General features: G+C 71.3%; 21 protein-coding genes. 15 read left to right on the top strand and 6 right to left on the bottom strand.

Annotated features, from left to right (window positions below; translation table 11 throughout):
* A complete protein-coding gene (locus tag ACFCY7_RS13985; protein WP_376484399.1) occupies positions 1-1,179 on the top strand; it encodes a pyridoxal phosphate-dependent aminotransferase in 1,179 nt (392 codons plus the stop codon).
* A 153-nt stretch (positions 1,180-1,332) separates the two neighbouring features.
* Here ACFCY7_RS13985 and ACFCY7_RS13980 read toward each other — a convergent pair whose 3' ends face one another.
* Positions 1,333-2,064 carry a LuxR C-terminal-related transcriptional regulator gene (locus ACFCY7_RS13980; RefSeq protein WP_376484397.1) on the bottom strand — a complete coding sequence of 244 codons (732 nt, stop codon included), beginning with the start codon at positions 2,062-2,064 and terminating at the stop codon, positions 1,333-1,335.
* A 290-nt stretch (positions 2,065-2,354) separates the two neighbouring features.
* On the opposite strand from ACFCY7_RS13980, the gene dhaL reads away from it, so the two are divergent.
* The gene (gene dhaL, locus ACFCY7_RS13975; protein WP_376484395.1) at positions 2,355-3,035 is read left to right on the top strand and encodes a dihydroxyacetone kinase subunit DhaL; all 681 of its coding nucleotides are present in this window, start codon (positions 2,355-2,357) and stop codon (positions 3,033-3,035) included.
* A 148-nt stretch (positions 3,036-3,183) separates the two neighbouring features.
* On the opposite strand, the gene ACFCY7_RS13970 is transcribed toward dhaL, so the two are convergent.
* Together ACFCY7_RS13970 and aroH are read right to left on the bottom strand one after the other, a co-directional pair.
* Positions 3,184-4,155, bottom strand: coding sequence for a 3-deoxy-7-phosphoheptulonate synthase (locus ACFCY7_RS13970; protein WP_376484393.1), 972 nt, complete (start codon positions 4,153-4,155; stop codon positions 3,184-3,186).
* Between the two features lie 2 nt (positions 4,156-4,157).
* On the bottom strand, positions 4,158-4,604 hold the full coding sequence (aroH, locus tag ACFCY7_RS13965) for a chorismate mutase (RefSeq protein ID WP_376484392.1): 447 nt from the start codon (positions 4,602-4,604) through the stop codon (positions 4,158-4,160).
* 230 nt (positions 4,605-4,834) lie between these two features.
* On the opposite strand from aroH, the gene leuC reads away from it, so the two are divergent.
* The 4 genes from leuC to ACFCY7_RS13945 are packed head-to-tail and all read left to right on the top strand — an operon-like array spanning position 4,835 to position 8,479.
* On the top strand, positions 4,835-6,238 hold the full coding sequence (leuC, locus tag ACFCY7_RS13960) for a 3-isopropylmalate dehydratase large subunit (RefSeq protein WP_376484390.1): 1,404 nt from the start codon (positions 4,835-4,837) through the stop codon (positions 6,236-6,238).
* A 14-nt stretch (positions 6,239-6,252) separates the two neighbouring features.
* Entirely contained in the window at positions 6,253-6,852 is a 600-nt protein-coding gene (gene leuD / locus ACFCY7_RS13955) for a 3-isopropylmalate dehydratase small subunit (protein WP_376484388.1), read from the top strand.
* Entirely contained in the window at positions 6,849-7,469 is a 621-nt protein-coding gene (locus ACFCY7_RS13950) for a cysteine hydrolase family protein (RefSeq protein WP_376484385.1), read from the top strand. The genes leuD and ACFCY7_RS13950 overlap by 4 nt, the downstream gene beginning before the upstream one ends.
* Before the next feature lie 5 nt (positions 7,470-7,474).
* Positions 7,475-8,479: a TauD/TfdA family dioxygenase gene (locus ACFCY7_RS13945; RefSeq protein ID WP_376484382.1), complete on the top strand. Its 1,005-nt coding sequence runs from the start codon at positions 7,475-7,477 to the stop codon at positions 8,477-8,479.
* Positions 8,480-8,579: 100 nt separating this feature from the next.
* Here ACFCY7_RS13945 and ACFCY7_RS13940 read toward each other — a convergent pair whose 3' ends face one another.
* On the bottom strand, positions 8,580-9,359 hold the full coding sequence (locus ACFCY7_RS13940; protein ID WP_376484379.1) for an IclR family transcriptional regulator: 780 nt from the start codon (positions 9,357-9,359) through the stop codon (positions 8,580-8,582).
* Between the two features lie 327 nt (positions 9,360-9,686).
* Complete coding sequence (locus ACFCY7_RS13935; protein ID WP_376484377.1) at positions 9,687-11,150, bottom strand: MFS transporter; 1,464 nt, start codon at positions 11,148-11,150, stop codon at positions 9,687-9,689.
* Between the two features lie 65 nt (positions 11,151-11,215).
* Between ACFCY7_RS13935 and ACFCY7_RS13930 the strand changes: the two genes are divergently transcribed.
* The 3 genes from ACFCY7_RS13930 to ACFCY7_RS13920 all read left to right on the top strand — a co-directional run bounded on the left by ACFCY7_RS13930 (position 11,216) and on the right by ACFCY7_RS13920 (position 14,043).
* Positions 11,216-12,004 (top strand): ArsR/SmtB family transcription factor, encoded by a 789-nt coding sequence (locus ACFCY7_RS13930; protein ID WP_376484374.1) that lies wholly within the window; start codon positions 11,216-11,218, stop codon positions 12,002-12,004.
* A 288-nt stretch (positions 12,005-12,292) separates the two neighbouring features.
* Positions 12,293-12,682, top strand: coding sequence for a cupin domain-containing protein (locus tag ACFCY7_RS13925; RefSeq protein ID WP_376484372.1), 390 nt, complete (start codon positions 12,293-12,295; stop codon positions 12,680-12,682).
* A gap of 11 nt (positions 12,683-12,693) precedes the next feature.
* Positions 12,694-14,043, top strand: a complete 1,350-nt coding sequence (locus ACFCY7_RS13920; RefSeq protein ID WP_376484370.1) for a class II 3-deoxy-7-phosphoheptulonate synthase — start codon at positions 12,694-12,696, stop codon at positions 14,041-14,043.
* Positions 14,044-14,154: 111 nt separating this feature from the next.
* Here the strand turns inward: ACFCY7_RS13920 and ACFCY7_RS13915 are convergent, their stop codons facing one another.
* The gene (locus ACFCY7_RS13915; protein WP_376484368.1) at positions 14,155-15,147 is read right to left on the bottom strand and encodes a LacI family DNA-binding transcriptional regulator; all 993 of its coding nucleotides are present in this window, start codon (positions 15,145-15,147) and stop codon (positions 14,155-14,157) included.
* Between the two features lie 334 nt (positions 15,148-15,481).
* On the opposite strand from ACFCY7_RS13915, the gene ACFCY7_RS13910 reads away from it, so the two are divergent.
* The 6 genes from ACFCY7_RS13910 to ACFCY7_RS13885 all read left to right on the top strand — a co-directional run bounded on the left by ACFCY7_RS13910 (position 15,482) and on the right by ACFCY7_RS13885 (position 22,865).
* The gene (locus tag ACFCY7_RS13910) at positions 15,482-17,284 is read left to right on the top strand and encodes a discoidin domain-containing protein (protein ID WP_376484365.1); all 1,803 of its coding nucleotides are present in this window, start codon (positions 15,482-15,484) and stop codon (positions 17,282-17,284) included.
* A 60-nt stretch (positions 17,285-17,344) separates the two neighbouring features.
* Complete coding sequence (locus ACFCY7_RS13905) at positions 17,345-18,730, top strand: DUF1996 domain-containing protein (RefSeq protein WP_376484362.1); 1,386 nt, start codon at positions 17,345-17,347, stop codon at positions 18,728-18,730.
* A complete protein-coding gene (locus ACFCY7_RS13900; protein WP_376484361.1) occupies positions 18,706-19,404 on the top strand; it encodes a DUF305 domain-containing protein in 699 nt (232 codons plus the stop codon). The genes ACFCY7_RS13905 and ACFCY7_RS13900 overlap by 25 nt, the downstream gene beginning before the upstream one ends.
* Before the next feature lie 44 nt (positions 19,405-19,448).
* Positions 19,449-20,186 (top strand): VOC family protein, encoded by a 738-nt coding sequence (locus ACFCY7_RS13895; protein WP_376484358.1) that lies wholly within the window; start codon positions 19,449-19,451, stop codon positions 20,184-20,186.
* Between the two features lie 203 nt (positions 20,187-20,389).
* Positions 20,390-21,364 carry a helix-turn-helix domain-containing protein gene (locus ACFCY7_RS13890; RefSeq protein ID WP_376484355.1) on the top strand — a complete coding sequence of 325 codons (975 nt, stop codon included), beginning with the start codon at positions 20,390-20,392 and terminating at the stop codon, positions 21,362-21,364.
* Between the two features lie 322 nt (positions 21,365-21,686).
* Entirely contained in the window at positions 21,687-22,865 is a 1,179-nt protein-coding gene (locus ACFCY7_RS13885) for an alginate lyase family protein (protein WP_376484354.1), read from the top strand.
* The last annotated feature ends 32 nt before the right edge of the window (positions 22,866-22,897 follow it).

The following is a 22,897-nucleotide window of genomic DNA, read 5'->3' as shown; positions in this document are numbered from 1 at the left end:
ATGCGTGTCGCACAGCGGTTCTCGAATGTGGAGCGGTCCGCGACCGTCGCCCTGCTGGAGACGGTCCAGCGGCTGCGTCGGGAGGGCGTCGAGGTGCTCGACCTCAGCGGCGGCGAACCGGACTTCCCCACGCCGGAGCCCGTGGTCGCGGAGGCCGTGTCGGCGCTGCGGGGCGGAGACACCCACTACACCCCGAGCCGGGGCGTTCCCGAGCTGCTGCGGGCCGTGGCGGACAAGCTGGCCGTCGAGAACGGCGTCCATGTGGATCCGGCCACCGGCGTCATCGTCACCCCCTCGGCCAAGCAGGCGCTGTTCACCGCGCTGATGACCGTGCTCGACCCGGGTGACGAGGTCATCGTGCCCACACCGGCCTGGGTCAGCTACCCGGCGATGGCAGGTCTGCTCGGCGCCCGCGCGGTCGCGGCCGAACTCCGCGCGGAGGACGGATTCAGGCTGTCGCGGCGGGTCCTGGAAGGCCTGGTGACGGACCGCACCCGGGCCCTGGTCGTCAACACGCCGGCCAATCCGACGGGACACGTGCTCGACCGCGAGGAGGCCGAGGAGATCGTCGCGTTCGCGGTCGAGCACGACCTCGTCCTCGTCGTCGACGAGATCTACGAGAAGATCGTCTACGACGGCCGCGTCCACCTCAGCCTGGCGAGCCTGCCCGGCGCCGCGGAGCGGACGCTCACGGTCAACGGCTTCTCCAAGGCGTACGCGATGACGGGCTGGCGCCTCGGCTACCTGGCGGGGCCCGAACCGCTGATCTCCCAGGCGCTCAAGGTCCAGGAGCACACGGTGAGCTGCGCCGCGTCGTTCGTGCAGCGCGGAGGTGTGGCGGCGCTGACCCGGACGACCGACGACGTGGCGGCGATGCTGAAGGAGTACACGGTGCGCCGGGACATGACGGTCTCCGCCCTGGACGCGCTGCCCGGTGTCACCTGCGCCTCCCCCGAGGGCGCGTTCTACGCCTTCGCCGACATACGGGGGACGGGGCTGTCGTCGGCCGCCTTCGCGCAGCGGCTGCTCGACGAGGCCGCGGTCACCGTGGCCCCGGGCTCGGCCTTCGGCGCGGGCGGCGAGGGGTACGTACGACTGTCGTTCGCGGCGTCCCGCGAGGTGCTGCAGGGCGCGGCGGAGCGGCTCCGGCGCCTGGCCGCCGAGTGGGCGGGCAACTGACGGGAGTCGCTCCGCACGCCGGGAGGCCGGCAGCCCGGCTTCGGGGCTGCCGGCCTCTCGGCGTATCCGGCGTATCTGGTGCATCCGGCGTATGAGGCGTCGACCCGGCCCGCGGACGTCGTCGGCCTGTTCCGTCCTGTTCGCGGGGGGACTTCAGGCCACTTCGACAGGCCTGGCCGGTGCGACGGGCAAGGCTTCCCCCTCCGTGGTGCAGGACCGCTGGAACAGCAGCACGGCCTCCAGCCGGTTGCGGGCGCCGAGCTTGGTCAGCGCGTGGGAGATGTGGCTCTTCACGGTGGCGGGCGAGACCCTGAGGCGGACCGCCGTCTCGGCCGTCGACATGCCCTCCGTGAGGTTGCGCAGCACCTCCTGCTCGCGGGAGGTGAGGGTGTGGAGGAGATCCTTGGCGCCCGCCGAAGTGGGGGCCGGTGCGGCGCCGGAGGGACGGGCGTACAGGGTGCGCAGCTCGGGGGAGAGCACCGTGTGGCCGGAAGCCACCGCACGGATGGCCGTGGCGAGTTTGGCGACGTTGATGTTCTTCACCAGACATCCGGTGGCGCCGGCCGCGAAGAAGGCGTCGAGGCGCCGCTGGGTCCATCCGGTGCCGACGACCAGCACCCGCACCCGGCGCAGGTCCAGTTGGCGGATCAGGCCGGTGGCGTCCTCCCGGGGGGCCACCGCCAGGACGGCCACGTCGACGCGGTCGAGAGGCCACTGCCGCAGCGGTTGCTGGTTGTTCACGCCGCCCACCACGTCGAGGTGGGCCGACGCGCCGAGGACGCGGGTCAGGACGTGACGGGAGATCGGGTCGTGATCCGCGACCAGCACGCGAGCTGTGTCGTCTTCGGCGTGCTCCGCGCCGAAGAGATCACGTTCCAGAGACATGAGGTGCGCCCTTCGTCAGATTGTTCGATGCCTGCCGAACAAGCCTAAAATCGAGAACGCTGTTCAGCAATGATGAACAGCGTTATGGCCAAATCTGAGCGCTCCACGGTCGACCCTCGGGCACGGATGGGTGAAAACCCTCCATTTCCAAGGTGATCGCCTTGATCCTTCCTTGGTCTGTCGTTTGTTGACGCCCGACAGAGTCCCCACCTACGGTCGGGAATCGGGGGCCGCCCGCCATCGCCGTCGGGTGCAGGGCTTCCGTGTGCCGCTGCAGCGGAGGGGGAAGCATGCAGGACGATGCGCTGGCCAGGGCGTGGCTCCGAGGGTTCGCGCGGGCCGTCGAAGAGGGCGAGGACAGGCTCACCGCTCTCGATTCCGCGATCGGGGACGGCGACCACGGCATCAACATGCGCCGGGGCGCGTCCCACGTCCGACGCATGCTGCTGCGGGACCAGGTGCCGGGCACCGCGGGCGAACTGCTCGACGAGGCCGGCCTGTTGCTCCGGGACCACGTAGGAGGATCCGCCGGGGTGCTGTACGGCAGCGCCTTCCAGGCGATGGGTGCCGCGCTCCCGGGCGACCGGGCCGGTGCGGTCCGGCTCGGCGACGCGCTGCAGGCGGGACTCGACGCCGTCGTCAGACTGGGAGCCGCGGTCGCGGGCGACAAGACCATGGTCGACGCCTACGCGCCCGCCGTGACGGCGTTCCGCGCGGTGTGCGCGCGGGGCGGTGACCTGGGAGAGGCCGCGACGGCCGCCGCCGCGGCCGCCAAGACGGGCGCCCGGTCGACCGTCCCGATGCAGGCGCGCAAGGGCCGTGCCTCGTACCTCGGTTATCGCAGCGTCGGCCACCTGGACCCCGGTGCCGCCTCCACGGAGATGCTCTTCAGATCACTCGCCACGGAGGTGACGGCCGGCCCGGACCCGGAGTTCTCCTACGTGCGGATCGCCTGCATGCCCGGAGTGTGAACGCGAGCCCGCGCTCGGGGCCGTGACGCGGGCCCGCCCCTTCCCGGACCTTGGAGGATCCTCGGCTGTCCGAGACCCCGAAGGAGCCCAGGCCTCCCGGGACCCCGAGGAGCACAGATCGTCCCGGACCCTGACCAGGCCTCCTCCGTCACGCTCCGACGCCCGGCCGGGGAGGAGGCCCCCACGCACCCACCACGGTGAACGCCTGCTGGGCGTTGAGCCGTGGATCGCGCGGCGGGGTCGCGCGCTCGGCCACCCGGTCCGCGTCGCCGAACCCCCAGGCGCATTCCGTCACCGAGTCCGGGGTGGTCGGCAGCCGCAGTCCCGCGGCCACTCCGCCCGCCTCGACGACGGCCCGCTGGAAGGCGACGACCTCCTCGATCACCATCGACACCAGCTGGGACCGGTGGCCCGAGAGGGCGGTGAACGTGTTGCCGCCCATCGGGTCGCACAGCCACGCCGAGGGATGCCCGGCCCGCCGCACGGCGGCCACGAGACGGGGCAGCTCCGACGCCGCACGGTTGACGCCCATCCGCGAGACGAGCGTGAGGCGGCCTGGCGTCCGATCGGGATCCAGCACGCGGCACAGGCGTACGAGCTCATCGGGAGTGGTGTGGGGGCCGACCTCGCAGGCGATCGGGTTCGCGACCCGGGCCAGCAGCCCGGCCCGCGCCCCGTCCGGCCGGAGGGCGTGTTCGCCGAGCCACGGCAGGTGCGTGGACGCCAACAGGGGTCGGCCCGTCGGCGTGCGCCGAAGGAAGGGCAGCTCGTCGTCGGGCGCCAGAACCTCACGGCTCGTCCACAGGGGATCCCCGGAGGGCCGGAGGCCGTGGTTCGCACGCTCCCGGGCGATGCGTAACACCGGTCTGCCGCTGTTCACCCGCATGATCCCCGCCAGCGCGTCGAGGAGGCCCGCCTCGCGGGCGACGGCCGAGCGGTCGCCCCCGAGGCGAGTCCCGGCCACGGGGTCCCCGGCCTGGAGCACCTGGTACTCGCCGGCGGCGGCCCGGGCCAGCAGCAGCCGGAGGGTCTCGATCTCCTCCCGGGTGACCGGATCCGGCGGCACGGCCGGCTCGGCCCGCAGCGTCGCGGCGTCCGCCGGGGAGTCGGGCGAGGGCACGGTCAGAGCTCCGCCGGCCCGGCGGCGGGAGTCCCGGCGACCAGGTCGGGGCGCAGCGCGGCCGCGCCGTGCAGGTAGACGTGCGCGGCCGAGGCCCGCGGCCGGGAGGAATGGGTGTGGATCAGGACGCGGACCGCGCGCGGACTGCCGCCCGGTACGTCGATCTCGCTCGCGCACATCAGCGGCACGTCCACGAACCCCATCTCCCGGGCGGCGCGGGCCGGATACGCGGCGGTGAGGTCAGGGCTGGCGGTGAACCAGATGCTGATCAGGTCGGCCGGGTCGAGCGCGTTGCGGGTGACGATTTCCCGGAGCAGCTCGGTGGTGGCCCGCACGATCTCGTCCGGATCGTTCGATGCCGCCTGGGTGGCACCGCGCAGCGCCAGCACCCGGGACGCGGGTGGCGCGGCCGTCGGGCCCGTGGGCTCGACGGCGGGGTGTCCGTTCACTTCACGATGTCCGTTCACTTCTTCTCCGGGGATGCCGACGGGCGGATCGAACAGGCGCGGAACGCGGTGTCATCCTGTTCGGCCCCGGGCGCCCCCGTCATCCACCGACGGAGGACCCGACCGGCCGCCTCGGCCCGGTCGCGCGGAAGGTGGAGCGCCGTGCACCGGCGAAGGAGGCCTCCACCATCGGCCGATGCCCCGGCACGGCGCGTGCCAGGAGCATGGCGGCCATGGGTTCAACGCTTGCGCAAAAGGTCTGGGCCGACCACACGGTCCTCAAGGGCGAAGCAGGGGGAGACGACCTGCTGTACGTCGATCTCCACCTGCTCCACGAGGTGAACACGCCGGCGGCGTTCGACGGCCTGCGGGCGGCCGGACGCACCGTGCGGCGCCCCGAGCTGACGGTGAGCACCGAGGACCACAACGTGCCCACCACCTCGCCCCTCGACGGATTCGACGACCCCGCGGGCCGCCGGCAGTCCGTCCAGCTCCGGGACAACTCCGACGCCTTCGGGATCCCGATGTACCGGCGCGGTGACGAGGAGCACGGCATCGTGCACGTCGTCGGTCCCGAACAGGGCCTGGTCCGGCCCGGTATGACGGCCGTGTGCTGCGACTCGCACACCACCACCCTGGGAGCGTTCGGAGCCATCGCGTTCGGCATCGGCACCAGCCAGGTGGAGCACGTACTGGCCACGCAGACGCTGTGGACGCGGCGGCCGCAGGACATGGCGGTCAACGTCACGGGCACGCTCCCGGCGGGCACGACGGCGAAGGACCTGGTGATGGCGCTGATCGCGGCCATCGGCACCGGCGGCGGCCAGGGGCACATCATCGAGTACCGGGGTCCGGCCGTCGAGGCGCTGTCGATGGAAGGGCGCATGACCCTGTGCAACATGTCGGTGGAGGCCGGCTCCAAGGCGGGGCTCGTCGCCCCCGACGAGACGACCTTCGCCTACCTGCGCACCCGCCCCGGCATGCCGCAGGGCGCGGAGTGGGACGCCGAGGTCGCGTACTGGACCTCCCTGCGCACCGACCCGGACGCGCGGTTCGACAAGGAGGTCACCCTCGACGCCTCGGCGATCCGGCCGTACGTCTCCTGGGGAACCAATCCGGCACAGAGCCTGCCGCTCGACGGCCGCGTGCCCAGCCCGGCCGACTTCGACACCGCCCCGCAGCGAGCGGCGGCCGAACGCGCCCTCGACTACATGGACCTGAAGCCGGGCAGCCGGTTGACGGACATCGGAATCGACACCGTGTTCGTGGGCTCCTGCACCAACGGCCGCATCGAGGACCTGCGCGCCGCGGCCGACGTGCTGCGCGGCCGCCGGGTCGCCGACGGGGTCCGCATGCTGGTCGTACCCGGCTCCGCCGCGGTGCACCGGCAGGCCGTGGACGAGGGGCTCGACCAGGTCTTCACCGGTGCCGGCGCGGACTTCCGCCCCATCGCCGGCTGCTCCATGTGCTGCGGTCTCAACGAGGACCGGCTGCGGTCCGGACAGCGCGCCGTGTCGACCAGCAACCGCAACTTCGAGGGCCGGCAGGGCAAGGGGGCGCGCACGCACATCGCCTCCCCGGCGGTGGCCGCGGCCAGCGCCGTCGCCGGCCGGATCACCGCACCCACCGACCTGTGAGGCCACGCACCTACATGGAACAGTTCACCGTGCACGTCGGTACGGCGCTGCCGCTCCGGCGCAGCAACGTCGACACCGACCAGATCATCCCCGCCCGCTTCGTCCCCTACTTCAGCCCGACCGGCCAGGGCAACGGCCTGTTCGGGGACTGGCGGGACGACCCGGCGTTCCCCGCGAACCTGCCCCAGTACCAGGGCGCGACCGTCCTCGTGGCGGGCAACGAGTTCGCCACCGGATCCTCCCGGGAGTCCGCCGTCTGGGCCCTGCAGAAGTCCGGATTCCGGGCCGTGATCGCCGCCAGCTTCGGCGACATCTTCCGCGAGAACGCCCTCATGCGCGGCCTGCTGCCCGTCGTGCTGCCCACGGACGCCGTGGAGCGGCTGTGGGAGCTGACCGAGGCGGACCCGACCACGCCGGTCACCGTCGACCTGGAGCGGCGCCAGGTCCGCTTCGCCGACCGGACCGAGACCTTCCGGATCAACGAGGGCGCACGCGACCGGCTGCTGCGCGGCGCGGACACCATCAGCGACACCCTGCGCCACGAGGCGGAGATCAGCGCACACGAGCGACGGCGCCGCCCGCTCCTGCCCACGACGACGAGGAGCGGCCGATGACCCGCCGACCTGCCCTGCTGGTGCTCGACCTCATCAACGAGATCGCCCACCCCGACGGGAAGTACAACGACGTCTGCCTCGACCAGATCGAGAGCCGGGGCGTCCTCGGACACGCCCGCCGCGCCATCGACCAGGCCCGCGAGCGCGGCATACCGGTGGTCTACGTGGTCGTCGGCTTCTCCCCGGGCCTCCCGGACTGGTCGCCGGTGTCGCCGCTGTTCAGCGAGGCGGCCGACGGCGACCGGCTGATCCTGGGGACCTGGGGCACCGAGGTGCACGACTCCCTCAAGCCCGAGGCCCACGACCCGGTCATCGCCAAGCGCCGGATCAACCCCTTCCTCGGGACGCACCTCGAACTGACCCTCCGGTCCCTCGGCGTGGACACGCTGCTGCTCACCGGGGTGACCACCGACCTCGTCATCCTCTCCACCGCCCGCGAGGCCCACGACCTGGACTTCCACGTGGAGGTACTGGAGGACGCCACCGCGACCTCCAGTCCGGAACTGCACGAGGCGGCGCTGACCCTGCTGCGCCGCACCGCCGAAGTCACCACGGTGGACGCGGCGTTGGGGCGGGACCGGGCCGCCGACGACAACGAGACCGAAGAGAAGGTGTGACACCGATGCAGCCGTTCTACCTCATGACCGACCGGGAGAAGGACGAACTGTACGGGGTTCTCGAGACCATCGACACCAACCCGTACGACGACTACCACGCCTTCTCCGCCGCCGTACGGCGGGCGACGGACGGCAACGTCCCCGCGTCGCTGCTCCGGGCCGCCGAACGGATCAGGACGGAGCGGGAGGCGGGCGTCTCCGACACGCACGTGCTCCGCAACTGCCCGGTGGACAAGGACCTTCCCGAGCTGGGGCACGACGACCCGCAGGCGGACAAGTACGCCCACAAGGCGACCTTCGTCGGCGAGGGCTTCCTCGAGCTCGTGGCGCAGCTGACCCGCACCCCTGTGATGGCGTACGCGACCCGCTTCAACGGCGACTTCTTCACCGACGTGTACTCCATCAGCAAGTACCACGGGAAGCAGACCGGATACAGCGACGGCGAGCTCGTCTACCACAACGACCGCACCGCGCACCCCGTCCGTGCCGACTACATCAGCCTGCTGGGCATGCGGTGCCCGGTGCAGGAGTACACCTGCACGAGCCTCGTCGAGGCCCGCACGCTGCGCGCCGGACTGTCCGGGGACGCCCTGCGCGTCCTGGGGGAGGCGCACTTCGTCACCCCCTTCGACGTGGTCTCCCGGGACAACAACAGCAGCCTGACCCTCTCGGAGAAGCACGCGATCTTCCAGGGCGACTACGGCATCCGCTACCTGGACACGCACACCACGGTGGCGCCGGACGCTCCGGGCGAGGCCAAGGACGCCCTGATCGCGCTGAAGAACGCGCTCACCCGCGCGGAGAAGAAGCGGCACCGCATCCTCGAGGGCGACCTGCTGATCTTCGCCAACCAGAACGGGCTCCACAGCCGCGAGCTGATCGAGGTCAACGACCCCGAACGGTCCCGCTCGCGCTGGCTGCTGAAGACGTACACCCTGCGCAGCCAGGCCGTCGCGGACGGCTTCGCGGACCGCTGGGTGGAAGGCGTGGCCGGCCGGGTCGGCGACTGACCGCCGGGCGGACGGCGGGATCCGAGGGGCAGGTGCGCGGGAGGTGTTCCCGCGCACCTGCCCCTCGCCTTCGCGCGTCCGCAGGGGGTGAAGGCCGAGGTCAGTCGGTCACGCGCCAGGCGACGCCCCGGCCCGCCCCGAGCTCGCGGGAGAGCAGCGTCGCCACATCGCGTACGGCGATGGCGTGCCGCTGCCGGTTCGCCTTGGACAGGAGCCGCTCGACGGGACCGAGGATGCCGATCGCCCCGGCCGGTTCGCCGGACCGGTCGAACACCGGCGAGGCGATGCAGGCCTCGCCGAGCGTGCTCTCCTGCTCCTCCAGCGCGTAGCCGGTCTGCCGGATCGCCTCCAACTGGTCCGCGAGGACCACCGGGTCCACCACGCTGTGTCCGGTCAGCCGGGCCAGCTCGCCGTCCAGCAGGTCCTTCTGCCGCTGTGCGGGAAGGAACGAGACGAGGGACTTGCCGAGCGCGGAGGTGTTCCACGGAACGCTGGCGCCGATGTCGGGGATCTGCACCCCGCTGCGGGGCCGGAAGGCGTGGTGGACGACGAGTATGTGCCGGTCGTCGTCGAGCACCGCGACCCACACCGCCTCGCCGGTGCGCTCGGCCAGGGTGTTCGCCCACGCGACCGAGTGGGACCGCAGCTCCTGCGTCTCCAGGTAGGAGTTGCCGAGGCGGAGCAGGGTCATCCCCAGGAGGTACTTGCTCGTCCCCTTCTCCTGCCGGACCAGGCCCTCGGCCTCAAGGGTCTGCAGGAGTGCGTGCACGGTCGGCTTGGAGACTCCGATCCGCTCGGCGAGCTCGGTGACACCCAGGCGGGGACCGTGTGTCGCCAGTTCCCTCAGGATGCGTGCGGCACGCTGAACGGACTGCACCATGCTTCAACTCGCATTCAGTATGGCGGAACGCCGTTCAGAATAGTGTCGCGCCGTGACGCACCTGCTGACCGATGGACGGGCGAAGTTTACGCCCTGATGGCGAGGAAGGGGAGATTCCGGCCGAAGGATGATCAACCGCGGAGCGTCGACTGCGAAGTGTCGACCGCGGAGCATTGGACGGGGTGCCCGGGCCGGAGCCGACGACCGGCGCGCACGCGCGGACGACGAAGCGGGCGGCGCGCCCCTCGGCCGCCGGACCATGGCCGGACGCCTCGGAGCCCGCCGCCCGCGGCGACCGGAAGGGCCGTCGAGCGGATGCCGGTGACGTCACCCGGCCCGGGCGGCGTCGGCACGGCGCCCGGTGACGGCGGCCAGCACCGAAGCCGACAGGAACGCCACCGCTGCGATGACCGCCGACACGTGCAGCCCGCCGATCATCCCGTCCGCCGTGCCGACGAGTGTGCCGAAGAGGGCCACACCCATCGCGCTGCCCACCTGACGGGACACGTTGAACACCGCCGACGCCGTGCCGGCCTTCTCCGCGGGGCTCGCCTCCATGACGGCCACGGTCGCCGCCACCACGGTGACCGGCGTCGCGAGCCCCGTCGCCATGAGCGCGAAGAGGAGTACGGGATAAGGGGTGTCGGGACCGGCCGCCAGCCAACCCAGGAAGCCGACGCTCCCGAGCAGCAGCGCCCCCGCCATGGGCACGTACGGACCGCTGCGGGCGGTCAGGCGACTCGACAGCGGCGCCGCGACGAAACCCATGCAGACCGACGGCAGCAGGGCGAACCCGGTGCTCAGGGCGCTGAGTTCACGCTCCTGCTGGAAGTACAGCGTCGAGACGAAGAGCAGCCCGTAATAGCCGAAACTGAGCAGCAGGCCGATGACGTTCGTCGCCGTGAGCCGGACCTCGCGGAAGAGCGACGGCGGCAGCAGCGGCCGCCTGCCCTCCGGCCGCACCGCCGCGTTCCTCTCCAGGCGCAGTTCGACGACGACGAAGGCCGTCAGACACACGACGCCACCCGCGAACATCGCCAGCACCTCCGGCGACGACCAGCCCGCGGACCCCGCCTCGTTGAGCGCACCGGCCACGCCGAGCAGCCCGAGCACGCCCAACAGCAGACCCGCCGGATCCATCCGGCCGGGCCGGTCCTTCCGGCCCGGGGCCGGCACGTGGCGCAGGGTGAGCAGCACCGCCACCGCGGCCACGGGCAGGTTCACCCAGAACACCGCGCGCCAGTCGAACCCGGCGACCAGCAGCCCGCCGACCGCGGGTCCGGCACCGAAGGCGACCGCGGAGACGAGCCCCCAGTAGCCGACCGCCCGGGCGCGCTGGGCCCGGTCGGGGTAGGCCGCCTGAAGCAGGGCGAACGACGCGGGAACCAGCAGCGCGGCCCCGGCGCCCTGAGCCAGCCGGGCGGCGATCAGCACGCCCGCCGAGGGCGCCAGCGCGCAGCCCACGGACGCGGCGGCGAAGACCCCCAGTCCCGAGAGGAACAGCGTCCGGTGCCCGAAGCGGTCACCGAGCCCGCCGCCGACCAGCAGCAGCCCGGCGAAGAAGGCGCTGTACCCGTCGACGATCCACTGCAGGTCCGACGGACCGGCGTCGAGCGAATCCTGGATGGCGGGCACGGCCACGTTCACGACCGTGACGTCGAGCATCACCAGGAAGTAGCCGAGGCTCAGCGCGATGAGCGGCGGAAGGGAAAGAGGAGGGCGCTCGGCCGGCGGGCCGGCGGACGCGCCGGGCGCGAGCGCGGGGGAGGGCGAGGGATCCGTGGACGTCATGCGTTCCAGTCTCGGGTCGCAACATTTAGTCGTCCGTCAAAGTGTGATCGGACTACGCTTGCCGCATGGCAAGGACGACGACCGGTCGACGCCGGAACCAGGACCAGGTACACCACCAGCCCGACATCGCCCGGGCCGCCCATCTCATCGCCGACCCCTCCCGCGCCCGCATGCTCAAGGCGCTCAGCGACGGCCGCGCCCTGGCCGCCGGCCTGCTCGCCACCGAGGCGGGGGTGAGCGCCGCGACGGCGAGCGTCCATCTGGGCAAGCTCGTCGAGGCGCGCCTGGTCGTCATGGAGAGCGCCGGCCGGTGCCGCTACTACCGCCTGGCCAACCCCGACGTCAGCGTCGCCCTGGAGGCGCTGGCCGTCATCGCACCACCCCTTCCGGTCACGTCACTGCGCGAGAGCAGCACCGCCGGCGCCCTGCGCCGCTCCCGCACGTGCTACGACCACCTCGCCGGCCGACTCGGCGTGAGCCTTCTGGAGTGCCTGCTCAAGGACGGCCTGCTCGCCGGGCACGACGGCAGCCACCGCCCCGAGAACGCGGTGCGCGACGGGGTCTCCGGATACGGGCACGACATCGACTACCGCCTCACCGGCGCCGGCCGGGACACCCTGGCCCGCTTCGGAGTCGACCTGGACCGGCTGCCGGCCCGCCGCCCCCCGATCCGGTACTGCGTGGACTGGAGCGAGCAGCGACACCACCTCGCGGGCGCGGTCGGCGCCGCGCTCACCGCGCGGCTCTTCGAGCTCCGCTGGCTGCGCTACGGCTCCAGCCCCCGCGTCGTCCACGTCACCGAGGAAGGCGCCGACGGCCTGGCCCGTACCTTCGGCCTGCAGCCCACGGACTGAGCCTCCCCGACCGACCGGCCCCTGACCGACTGGCACTCCGACCGACCGGCACCCCGACCGACTGTCGTATCGACCGACCGGAACACCCGCCGTTCGGCACTCCGACCGCCCGGGACCCGGATCTCGGCCGATCGGTGTACTCCTCCGGAGGAGCGGCCCCCGGAGCTTCCTCCGATGAGCGATGACGCGCGGCCCTCTTCCGCCGAGCCTGGATCGGGCCGAAGAACCACCGCACGAAGCCGGCCCGCGGAACGCGCGCGCCGGCAGAAGCAGAGGGAGAACACCGACGTGCCCAACACGCCGAACCGCACGGACCGCACGGTCACGGTGCTGCGCGACCTGCTGTCGTCCGAGGCGCTGGACTCCGTCGAGTGGCGGCGCTGGCACGAGCCGGGCCGTACCGGCACGGCGATCCACGCCCTGTACGAGACCGACGACGACCGGCCGGCGACCGCCCAGCTCATCCGCTTCGACCCCGGAGCCCACGGAGACCTCCACGAGCACCTGGGGTACGAGCTGATGTTCGTCCTCCAGGGGGAGCTGGTGAACGACAACGGCGACCGCTACGGGGTCGGCGACCTGGTCATCGAGGAGCCGGGAAGCGTTCACCGCATCAGCACGGAGACCGGGTGCACCCTGCTCGGGATCCGTGAGGCCCCGGTCGTACCGACGAACTGAAGGGCACGGGCGTGAACCTCCACAGACCCAGCGGATCCTGGCAGTCCCTGCCCGCGGCGCAGCAGCCCGAGTACCCCGACCCGGACGCCCTGCGCGAGGTCGTCGCCGACCTCCGGTCGTACCCGCCGCTCGTCTTCGCCGGCGAGGCCGACCAACTGCGCGCCCGTATGGCGGCCGTCGCCAAGGGGGAGGCGTTCCTGCTCCAGGGCGGCGACTGCGCCGAGGCCTTCGACGGCGTGTCCGCCGACCAGATCCGCGACAAGCTGAAGACCCTCCTGCAGATGGGCGTCGTGCTCACGTACGCGGCCTCGGTGCCGGTGGTGAAGGTCGGCCGCATCGCCGGCCAGTACTCCAAGCCGCGCTCCAGCCCGACCGAGACGCGCGACGGGGTGACCCTGCCGACGTACCGGGGCGACTCGGTCAACGGTCAGGCCTTCACCGAGGAGGCCCGGACACCCGACCCGGAGCGCCTGAAGCGGATGTACCACGCCTCCGCCTCGACGCTGAACCTGGTGCGCGCCTTCACCACCGGTGGTTACGCCGACCTGCGCCAGGTGCACGCCTGGAACCAGGACTTCGTGAAGTCGTCCCCCTCGGGCCGGCGCTACGAGGCGCTCGCCCGCGAGATCGACAACGCGCTGACCTTCATGCAGGCCTGCGGTGCCGACCCGGAGGAGTTCAAGGCGGTCGAGTTCTTCTCCTCTCACGAGGCGCTGCTCCTCGACTACGAGTCCGCCCTCACACGCGTGGACTCGCGCACCGGGCGCCTGTACGACGTGTCGGCCCACATGGTGTGGATCGGTGAACGCACGCGCCGACCGGACGGCGCACATGTGGAGTTCGCCTCGCAGATCAGCAACCCGATCGGGGTGAAGCTGGGCCCGACCACCACTGCGGACGAGGCGCTGACGTACATCGACCGCCTGGACCCGGACCGCGAGCCGGGCCGGCTGACCTTCGTCGTCCGCATGGGCGCCGACAAGGTCCGCGACAAGCTCCCCGAGCTGGTCGAGAAGGTCACCGCGTCGGGTGCGGTCGTCGCGTGGGTCACCGACCCGATGCACGGCAACACCTTCGAGGCCGCCTCCGGCCACAAGACGCGCCGTTTCGACGACGTGCTCGACGAGGTCAAGGGCTTCTTCGAGGTCCACAAGGGCCTCGGCACCCACCCGGGCGGCATCCACGTCGAGCTCACCGGTGACGACGTCACCGAGTGCGTGGGCGGCGGCGACGAGATCTTCGTCGACGACCTGCACCAGCGTTACGAGACGGCCTGCGACCCGCGCCTCAACCGCAGCCAGTCGCTCGACCTGGCGTTCCTCGTCGCCCAGATGTACCGGGAACACGTGCGAGGCTTCTGAACCCCGCGTGGCCGCACCGAGAGACGTCGGTGCGGCCACGCGCGCGCGTACCGTACGGCGGCACGGCCGTTTCCGCAGGGTACGGCCCCGAGGGACCGCCGACCCCGCCGGTCAGGTGGACTCGCGGACCACGAGTTCGTTCGGGATGACGACCGGATCCCTGGGGCCGCCCTCGATGAGCCCGAGCAGCAGGTGCACCGTGGCGATGGCCTGGTCGGCCATCGGGCTGCGTACCGAGGTGAGCGCCGGTGCCGTGTACGCGGCCGCCTCGATGTCGTCGAAACCGACGACGGCCACGTCCTCGGGAACCCTGCGCCCCGCCTGACGCAGGGTCCGCAGAGCTCCGATGGCCATGAGGTCGTTGCTCGCGAACACGGCGTCCAGCGCCGGGTCGTCCTCCAGGAGCTGCTCCATCGCCAAGGCGCCCGACGCCCGGGTGAAGTCGCCCAGCGCGACGATCGACCGGCGGCCGGTGCCCCGCAGCGCCTCGCGGTAGCCTTCGAGCCGCTCGCGCGCCTCGAACAGGTCCAACGGCCCGGTGATGGTGGCGATCCTGCGACGCCCCCGCTCCAGCAGGTGCCGTACGGCGAGCGAGGCACCGCCGACGTTGTCGAGGCCGGCATAGGGCACCTGCGGTGCGGACGTGCGGTTGAAGGAGGCGATCGGCAGGCCCGTCCTGGCCAGGGCCGCAGGCAGCGGATCCGTCCCGTGCAGCGCGACGAGCATGACGCCGTCCACGTGCCCGCCCGCCACGTACTGCTCCACCCGCGCCCTGCTGCGGTCGGACTCCGCCAGCATGAGCACGACCTGCTTCCCCGCCGCTTCCAGCTCCCTGCTGACAGCACGCACGACGGTGGAGAACAGGGGGTCGTCGGAGACCACGCCCTGAGGCGGATCGGAGACGACCACGGCCACCGCGTCCGTCCGGCGGGTGACGAGGTTGCGGGCAGCCGCGTTGGGCACGTAGCCCAGTTCCTGCACGGCCCGCATCACGACGTCACGGATCTGCGGGGCGACCGTCGTCTCACCGTTGACGACCCGCGAGACACTCGACTTGGACACACCCGCGCGAGCGGCGACCACTTCCAGCGTGGGTCGTTTCATCCCGGTCCGTTTCGATCGACGACGCGCGAGCCGCTCAGGGAGCGTTCTCCGGCGAGAATGACGCCCCCTCACCGCCCATGTCAACGGCACCGCGGACGACGGCAGGCTCGGCACCCCTGGCGGTAACGCACCCCGAACGGCATGACTCCTTCCCCCCCGGCACAGCCAGCACACTCGACCCCTGATGGTCCATGAGAAACCGTTCCCTGCAAGGGTGTTGACGAGTCAATCGCGTTTCCAGTCGGTGAACCAAGCCCTTGACAGCCGATACGGACCGGCCCATTCTCACCCCTCAGGGAGCGCTCCCTCGCCCACCCCCACCTGAGGAGCCGCCGTGCGTCCGCTGCTTCGCCGCCTCGGATTACTCACCGCCGTCGTGGCCACCCTGCTCACTTTCACCACCGTGCCCGCCACTCCCGCGCCACCTGCCGCATCCGCCGCTGCCGCTGAAGTCCCCCTGTCACAGGGCAAGTCCGTCACCGCCTCCACCACCGCAGGCGCCTTCGCCGCCTGCGGCAGCACGGACGCCGCACGAGGCCGGCCCGCCACCGCCTCCAGTACCGAAGGCGCCTTCGCCGCCCCGAACGCCGTCGACGCGGACCCCGCGACGCGCTGGTCCAGCGGCTTCACCGACCCCCAGTGGCTCCAGATCGACCTGGGCACCACCCAGCAGGTCTGCGGCCTGACACTCGACTGGGAGGCCGCTTACGCCAAGGCCTTCCGGATCGAGGTGTCGAACGACGCCGCCACCTGGACCACCATCCACGAGACGACGCAAGGCACCGGAGGCAGCCAGAGCATCACCGCCTCGGGCACCGGACGCTTCGTCCGCCTGTACGCGACCCAGCGCGCCACCGCCTACGGCTACTCCTTGTGGACCTTCGCCATCCGCACCACCACCGACGGCGGCACCGGCGGCGACACGCTCCTCTCCTACGGCCGCCCGGGCGCGGCCTCCTCCTCGCAGAGCGACCAGAACTGCTGGGAATGCACCCCTGCCCGAGCCTTCGACCGCGACCCCGCCTCCCGCTGGGCAACCAGCTCCACCACCGGTTGGACAGACCCCGCCTGGATCTCCGTAGACCTCGGCGCCACCGCGCAGATCGACAAGATCGTCCTCCAGTGGGACCCGGCGTACGCCAAGTCCTTCCAGATCCAGGTCTCGCCGAACGGAACCGACTGGACGCCGATCTACTCGACCACGACCGGCACGGGTCTCAAGCAGACCATCCCGGTCGCCGGCACCGGCCGCCACGTACGGATGTACGGCACCGAACGCGCCACCCCCTACGGCTACTCCCTGTGGGAGTTCCAGGTGTACGGCACCGGTGGCGCCCCGAACCCGGCACCGCCGCTGCCGCCCGACCCGGCGACGCCGCCGCGGCTGGTCTGGAGCGACGAGTTCGACGGCGCCGCAGGAGGCAAGCCCGACCCGGCCAAATGGAAGGCCGACCCCGGCACCGGCCAGAACGGCGAGCTGCAGTACTACACCGACCACGACAACGCCGCACTCGACGGCGCCGGCCACCTCGTCATGGAAGCCCGCAAGCAGGCCACGCCCGGCAAGGGATGCCCGCCCGACCCGCTGACCGGCAGCACCACCTGCCAGTACACCTCGGCCCGCATGAACACGGGCTCCACCTTCCAGTTCACGTACGGGCGCGTCGAGGCACGCATCAAGGTCCCCAAGGGCAACGGGCTCTGGCCCGCCTTCTGGATGATGGGCGCCGACTTCCTCACCGGCCGGCCGTGGCCCTACAACGGCGAGATCGACATCATGGAGATCCTCGGCAAGGACGTGAAGACCGCGTACTCCACCGTCCACGCGCCCGCGTACAACGGCGGCGGCGGAATCGGCTCACCGTACAAACTGCCCCAGGACGCCGACTTCTCCGACGACTTCCACACCTGGACCGCCGACTGGACGAGCAAGGGCATCGTCTACAGCCTCGACGGGCGCACCGTCTTCACCCTCGACAAGGAGCAGGTGGAAGCGACCCGCGGTCCCTGGATCTTCGACCACCCGCACTACATGATCCTCAACCTCGCGGTCGGCGGCGACTGGACCGGCCCCACCGACACCACCACGCCCTTCCCCTCCAAGCTGCTCGTCGACTACGTGCGCGTCTACCAGTAGCCCCGCGAGCGCCATCTCAGAAGCCCCCGCCGGCCACCCCACACCCCCGGAGGAACCGACATGCGCCGACGACAATCCGTCCACCACCTCTACACGCTGATAGCGGGCGCCCTGGCCGTCGCCCTCGCCGCCGCGCTCGGCATCACCCTCACCGCCCAGACCGCGTGGGCCGCCACCGTCGTCGTCCAGGCCGAGTCCTACGCCGCACAGTCCGGCGTGGGCGTCGAAGCGACCGCGGACACCGACGGCGGACAGAACGTCGCCTACCTCGCCGACGGCGACTGGATGCGCTTCGACAACATCGACCTCGGCGCCGCCGGCCCCCTGACGGCCTCCGCCCGCGTCGCCTCCGCCACGGGAGGCCCCGGCACCGTGGAACTGCGCACCGGATCGCCGACCGGCCCCCTGCTCGCCGCCTTCCCGATCTCCCCGACCGGCGGCTGGCAGAACTGGGCGACCAGGACCGCCGACATCACCACCCACCCCACCGGCCCGCAGACGCTGTTCGCCGTCATCCGCAGCACCGCACCCGGCGACTTCGTCAACATCAACTGGTTCTCCTTCGACAACGGCACCACCGGCGGCGGCACGGCACCGGGCTGGGTCGCCATCGACCAGACCGCGTGGAACACCCAACTGGCTCAGTTCCGGGCCATGACCCCGGCCACCGTGCCCGCCGACGCGGTCCGCGTACCCGAGTTCAACGCCACCTGCACCTACAGCCACTCCAAGCCGGACGACCCGATCGTCGCCCCGGGGCTGCCCGGCGCCTCCCACATGCACAGCTTCTTCGGCAACAAGAGCACCGACGCCTTCACCACGCCCCAGAGCCTGCCGGCCAACCCGGGCACCAGCTGCACGCCCGCCAAGGACCTGTCCGCCTACTGGACCCCCACCCTCTACCAGGGCGGCAAGGCCATCGAGAGCGACGGCATGATCGTCTACTACGGCTCCCGGCTGCCCGACCCCACCGCGACCGTCCCCTTCCCCCAGGGCTTCCGCATGATCGCCGGCAACGCCAAGTCCCAGGTCCCCACCCCGGCCGGCTCGGCCAACCAGTTCTTCTGCGCCGGCGAGGGAGGCGAGATCGGGCGCAGCTCAGACGGCAACTGGCCGATCTGCGCCCCGACCGCCAAGCTCGTCCACCAGCTCCTCTTTCCCGACTGCTGGGACGGCAAGCACCTCGACAGCCCGGACCACAAGTCGCACGTCGCCTTCACCCACAACGGCACGTGCAGCGGCGACCACCCCGTCGCCATCCCCTCCCTCTCCTTCGTCATCGGCTACCCGACCTCCGGAAACGCCGCCGGTTTCTCCCTGTCCTCCGGCATGGCGTCGTCCATCCACGGCGACTTCTTCAACGCCTGGGACAACGCGTCCCTGGGCCGGCGGGTGAAGGACTGCATCGTGCAGAGCGCCAAGTGCAACTCCGCCGGCACCTTCTGATCCTCCGGGCGTGGACCCTGCTCGCGGCACTCGTCGTCACCGGCTGCACCACGCAGCAGCCGGTGACCGGCCCGTCGCGAGCAGCGGCCTTCAACGCCACGGACACCGCATGGATCCAACTGATGATCCCCATGTCCGAACGAGCCCACCTCCTGACCACCCTCGCAGCCACGCGCACCACCGACCCCACCGTGACGGACCTCGCCTCCCGCATCGGCACACGTCTGGACCAGGAGCAGACGAGACTCCGCGCCCTCCTAGACCTGTCGGGCGTCCCCGACACCCGCCCCCACGAGGGGCACAACATGCCGGGCATGGTCAGCCTCGACACCCTCACCAAGGCGAGGGCGGCGACGGGCAAGGGGTTCGACCAGCTCCTCACCGACGGCCTCCGCGCCCACTTCGCCCAGTCCGAAACCCTCTGCGCGAGCGAACAGGCCTCTGGCAGAGCCAAGGAAGCGAAGGACCTGGCCGCCACCGTCGAAGGAAACGCCGCGGAGGCGCTCAAGGAACTCACCCGGCTCGGCCCCGGCACACGGACCGCGACCACGACCGAAACCACAACCACACCCACGTCCGCAACCACAACCACAACCACACCCACGTCCGCAACCACACCCACGTCCGCGACCGCCTCGGCAACCGCCTCCGCAGCGGCGACAGAAGCCCCCTGATATCCGGCGGCACGTCCAAGACCTGGGTGTCTAGGATCTGCGGCATGGCAACAAGACTCGTGCAGATCAACATGAAGGCCCAGGACGACTCCGCGCTCGGCCGGTTCTGGGCGGAGGCACTCGGATGGGGTGTCGACAGCGAGGGACCCGGCGTGACCAACCTCGAACCCGTCGGTTTCTCCTACCCCGATCCCGAGGCCGTCTGCATCGACATCATCGCCCGCCCGGAACCGAAGACGGTGAAGAACCGGGTGCACCTCGATCTGGCCACCACCTCGACCGTCCATCAGGCGGAGTTGGTCGCGCGCTTGAAGGACCTCGGTGCCACGCTCGCCGACGTGGGACAGGGCGACGTCCCCTGGACGGTCATGGCCGACCCGGAAGGCAACGAGTTCTGCGTCCTGGAGCCCCGCCCGATCTACCAGGACACCGGGCCGATCGCCGCGGTGGTGGTCGACTGCGCCGACCCCCGAGCGATGGCCCGGTTCTGGGGCAAGGCGATGGACTGGACGCTGCACGAGGTCGCCGACGACCACGCGACCATGCGATCCGCCCAAGGCGTCGGCCCGTACCTGGAGTTCGTCCGCACCCCCGACACCAAGACCGTCTGGAACCGCGTCCACCTCGACGTCCGCCCCTACCCCGGTGACGACCTGGCAGCAGAAGCGGACCGACTGCGCGCCCTGGGCGCCACCGACCCCGGCATCGACCAGTCCGCGATCTCCTGGACCGTACTGGCCGACCCTGAAGGCAACGAATTCTGCCTCCTCACCCCGGGCTGACCTCAAGGGGCTGCACCGCCGGTTCGTGCCGTAGCTCCGGGCGGCTACGAACCGGCGGCCGGGCACCGCAGCGAGCGCAGGGACAGGACCCGGGTGTCGGGACGCGGATCCGCGTGGTCCGGCGCATTCCATCGTGAAGATCCTGGCGCGGAGTACTCGTTCACACGGGTGTCCGGAACGACGTGACCCGTACAATTCCGGACGTGACCACTGTTGCCCTGGCCATCACCGACGGCATGCTGCACCTCGAACTGTCGCTGGCGATGGAGGTCTTCGGCGCCGACCTCACTCACATAGTCGACCCCTGGTACGACTTCGCGCTCTGCGGTCCGAGCGCCGTCCGGGTCGGCCGATTCAGGGTGGACCCGGACCATGGGCTCGACCACCTCCGGCGAGCCGACACCGTGATCGTCCCCGGCTGGGCCGACATCGACCAGGACCCGCCGGCCGAGCTGGTCGACGCCGTGCGAGCGGCCCACGAGGCGGGCGCCCGCGTGGCCTCTCTGTGCACGGGCGCCTTCGTACTCGCGGCCGCCGGCCTCCTGGACGGCCGGCGCGCGACCACGCACTGGGCGCACACCGACGAGCTCAGCAGACGCCACCCCCAGGTCACCGTGGACCCCGACATCCTCTACGTGGACAACGGCAGCGTGCTCACCTCCGCGGGCAAGGCCGCCGCCATGGACCTCTGCCTGCACCTGGTGCGCCTCGACCACGGCTCGGCCGTCGCCAACACGATCGCCCGTCGCCTGGTCGTCCCTCCCCACCGTGAAGGAGGCCAGGCCCAGTTCGTCACCACCCCCGTGCCCGCCCCCGGCAACCATCCGCTGGCCGACCTGTTCCCCTGGGTGCTGCAGCGCCTCGACCAAGCGCTCACCGTGGAGGACCTGGCCCGTCAGGCCGGCATGAGCTCCCGCCACCTCGCCCGCCACTTCAAGTCGGTCACCGGCACCACCCCGCTCCAGTGGCTGCTCACCCAGCGCATCCGGCACGCGCAGGAACTCCTCGAGACCAGCGACGGCACCGTCGACACCATCGCGACGTCCACCGGCATGGGCACCGCCACCACCCTCCGCCGCCACTTCGCCCGCACGGTCGGCGTCCCACCGGACACCTACCGCCGCACCTTCCGCACCCGCACCCGGCCCACCCCCACCGCACCCCGGCACCTCTCCTGAGCCCCTCCCCGGCGTGGTGGGTGGACGACGCGTCCGGCGGGGGTCCGGATCCCGTCGGGAAGCCCCGCGGCGAGGAACAGCCGCACGGTGCCCCCCGAGACCTGCACATCCTTGCCGCCCGCAGCACGGGTAGTCCGGGGCGTACCGGAGGCGCGACTACGGGAGAGAGCGCTTAGTGACATGCTACGGACATCCCCGAAGTGATACGCGGACCTTCCTTCACATCTTGACGGAAGCGTGGTCCAGACCTATGGTCTCCGCTCGACACGTCTGTTCATAAAGGCGCTTCACGTTCACGTACGCGACCGGAAGGCCCCCACTCATGCGCAGAACCGGACTCCTCGCGGCTGCCGCCGCCCTCGTCGCCGGTGTCCTCGTCTGGCCGTCCGCACCCGGCGCCGAAGCGGCCCCCGCCGTCTTCGCGCACCCCGGAGTTGCCGTCTCCCAAAGCCAGTTGGACTTCGCCCGCTCCAAGGTCCTCGCCGGCGCCCAGCCCTGGAAGGGCGCCTACGACCAGATGATGGCGAGCAAGTACGCCGACCTGAACCGCACTCCGAAGCCCCGCGCCGTCGTCGAGTGCGGCTCGTACTCCAACCCCAACTACGGCTGCACCGACGAGCGCGAGGACGCGATAGCCGCGTACACCAACGCCCTCGCCTGGTACATCACCCGTGACGCGCGCTACGCGCAGAAGTCGATCCAGCTGATGGACGCCTGGTCCGTCGTCATCACGGACCACACCAACAGCAACGCCCCACTGCAGACCGGCTGGGCCGGCTCCTCCTGGCCCAAGGCCGCCGAGATCGTCAAGTACACGTACACGGGCGGCTGGCCCAACTCCGGCCAGTTCGCGACGATGCTCCGCAACGTCTACCTGCCCGAGATCATCAACGGATCCAATTCCAACGGGAACTGGGAGCTGTCGATGATGGAGGCCGCCGTCGGCATCTCCGTGTTCCTTGAGGACCGGGCGTCGTACGACAAGGCCATGGCGAAGTTCCGTACGCGCACCGCCGCCTACGTCTACCTCCCCGCCGACGGCGCACTCCCGAAGACCGTCCCGAGCCAGAACCTCGACACGCGGGACAAGGTCGTCAACTACTGGCAGGGCCAGTCGACCTTCGTCGCCGGCCTCACCCAGGAGACCTGCCGCGACTTCACGCACACCGGCTACGGCATCTCCGCCATCTCGCACGTCGCCGAGACCAGCCGCATCCAGGGCCAGGACCTCTACGGCACGGACGTCGGCGAGCGACTGCGCCAAGCCCTCGGATTCCAGTCCAAGTACGAACTCGGCACCGCCGCGCCCAGCTGGCTGTGCGGTGGCTCCCTGCACCTGGGCCTCGGCCCGGTCACCGAGGTCGGCTACAACGCCATGCACAACCGCCTCGGCTTCGCCATGACGAACACGGAGACGCTGACCAAGAACAACCGCCCGGCCGGCAGCAACAACCTCTTCGTCGCCTGGGAGACCCTCACCCACGCGGACAACCCCTCCTGAGCCCGGCATGCCGACCGCCCGAGCTCCCCGGA

It is taken from the genome of Streptomyces sp. NPDC056361 (assembly GCF_042262805.1).
Classification (GTDB): Bacteria; Actinomycetota; Actinomycetes; order Streptomycetales; family Streptomycetaceae; genus Streptomyces.
This window is presented reverse-complemented; position numbering and strand designations above follow the sequence as displayed.

Bases quoted from the DNA above. Each gene is read 5' to 3' on its own strand.
- ACFCY7_RS13985 (WP_376484399.1), top strand. From the start codon at position 1: ATGCGTGTCGCACAGCGGTTCTCGAATGTGGAGCGGTCCGCGACCGTC.
- ACFCY7_RS13980 (WP_376484397.1), bottom strand. From the start codon at position 2,064: ATGTCTCTGGAACGTGATCTCTTCGGCGCGGAGCACGCCGAAGACGAC.
- dhaL (WP_376484395.1), top strand. From the start codon at position 2,355: ATGCAGGACGATGCGCTGGCCAGGGCGTGGCTCCGAGGGTTCGCGCGG.
- leuC (WP_376484390.1), top strand. From the start codon at position 4,835: ATGGGTTCAACGCTTGCGCAAAAGGTCTGGGCCGACCACACGGTCCTC.
- leuD (WP_376484388.1), top strand. From the start codon at position 6,253: ATGGAACAGTTCACCGTGCACGTCGGTACGGCGCTGCCGCTCCGGCGC.
- ACFCY7_RS13950 (WP_376484385.1), top strand. From the start codon at position 6,849: ATGACCCGCCGACCTGCCCTGCTGGTGCTCGACCTCATCAACGAGATC.
- ACFCY7_RS13945 (WP_376484382.1), top strand. From the start codon at position 7,475: ATGCAGCCGTTCTACCTCATGACCGACCGGGAGAAGGACGAACTGTAC.
- ACFCY7_RS13940 (WP_376484379.1), bottom strand. From the start codon at position 9,359: ATGGTGCAGTCCGTTCAGCGTGCCGCACGCATCCTGAGGGAACTGGCG.
- ACFCY7_RS13935 (WP_376484377.1), bottom strand. From the start codon at position 11,150: ATGACGTCCACGGATCCCTCGCCCTCCCCCGCGCTCGCGCCCGGCGCG.
- ACFCY7_RS13930 (WP_376484374.1), top strand. From the start codon at position 11,216: ATGGCAAGGACGACGACCGGTCGACGCCGGAACCAGGACCAGGTACAC.
- ACFCY7_RS13915 (WP_376484368.1), bottom strand. From the start codon at position 15,147: ATGAAACGACCCACGCTGGAAGTGGTCGCCGCTCGCGCGGGTGTGTCC.
- ACFCY7_RS13905 (WP_376484362.1), top strand. From the start codon at position 17,345: ATGCGCCGACGACAATCCGTCCACCACCTCTACACGCTGATAGCGGGC.
- ACFCY7_RS13895 (WP_376484358.1), top strand. From the start codon at position 19,449: ATGGCAACAAGACTCGTGCAGATCAACATGAAGGCCCAGGACGACTCC.
- ACFCY7_RS13885 (WP_376484354.1), top strand. From the start codon at position 21,687: ATGCGCAGAACCGGACTCCTCGCGGCTGCCGCCGCCCTCGTCGCCGGT.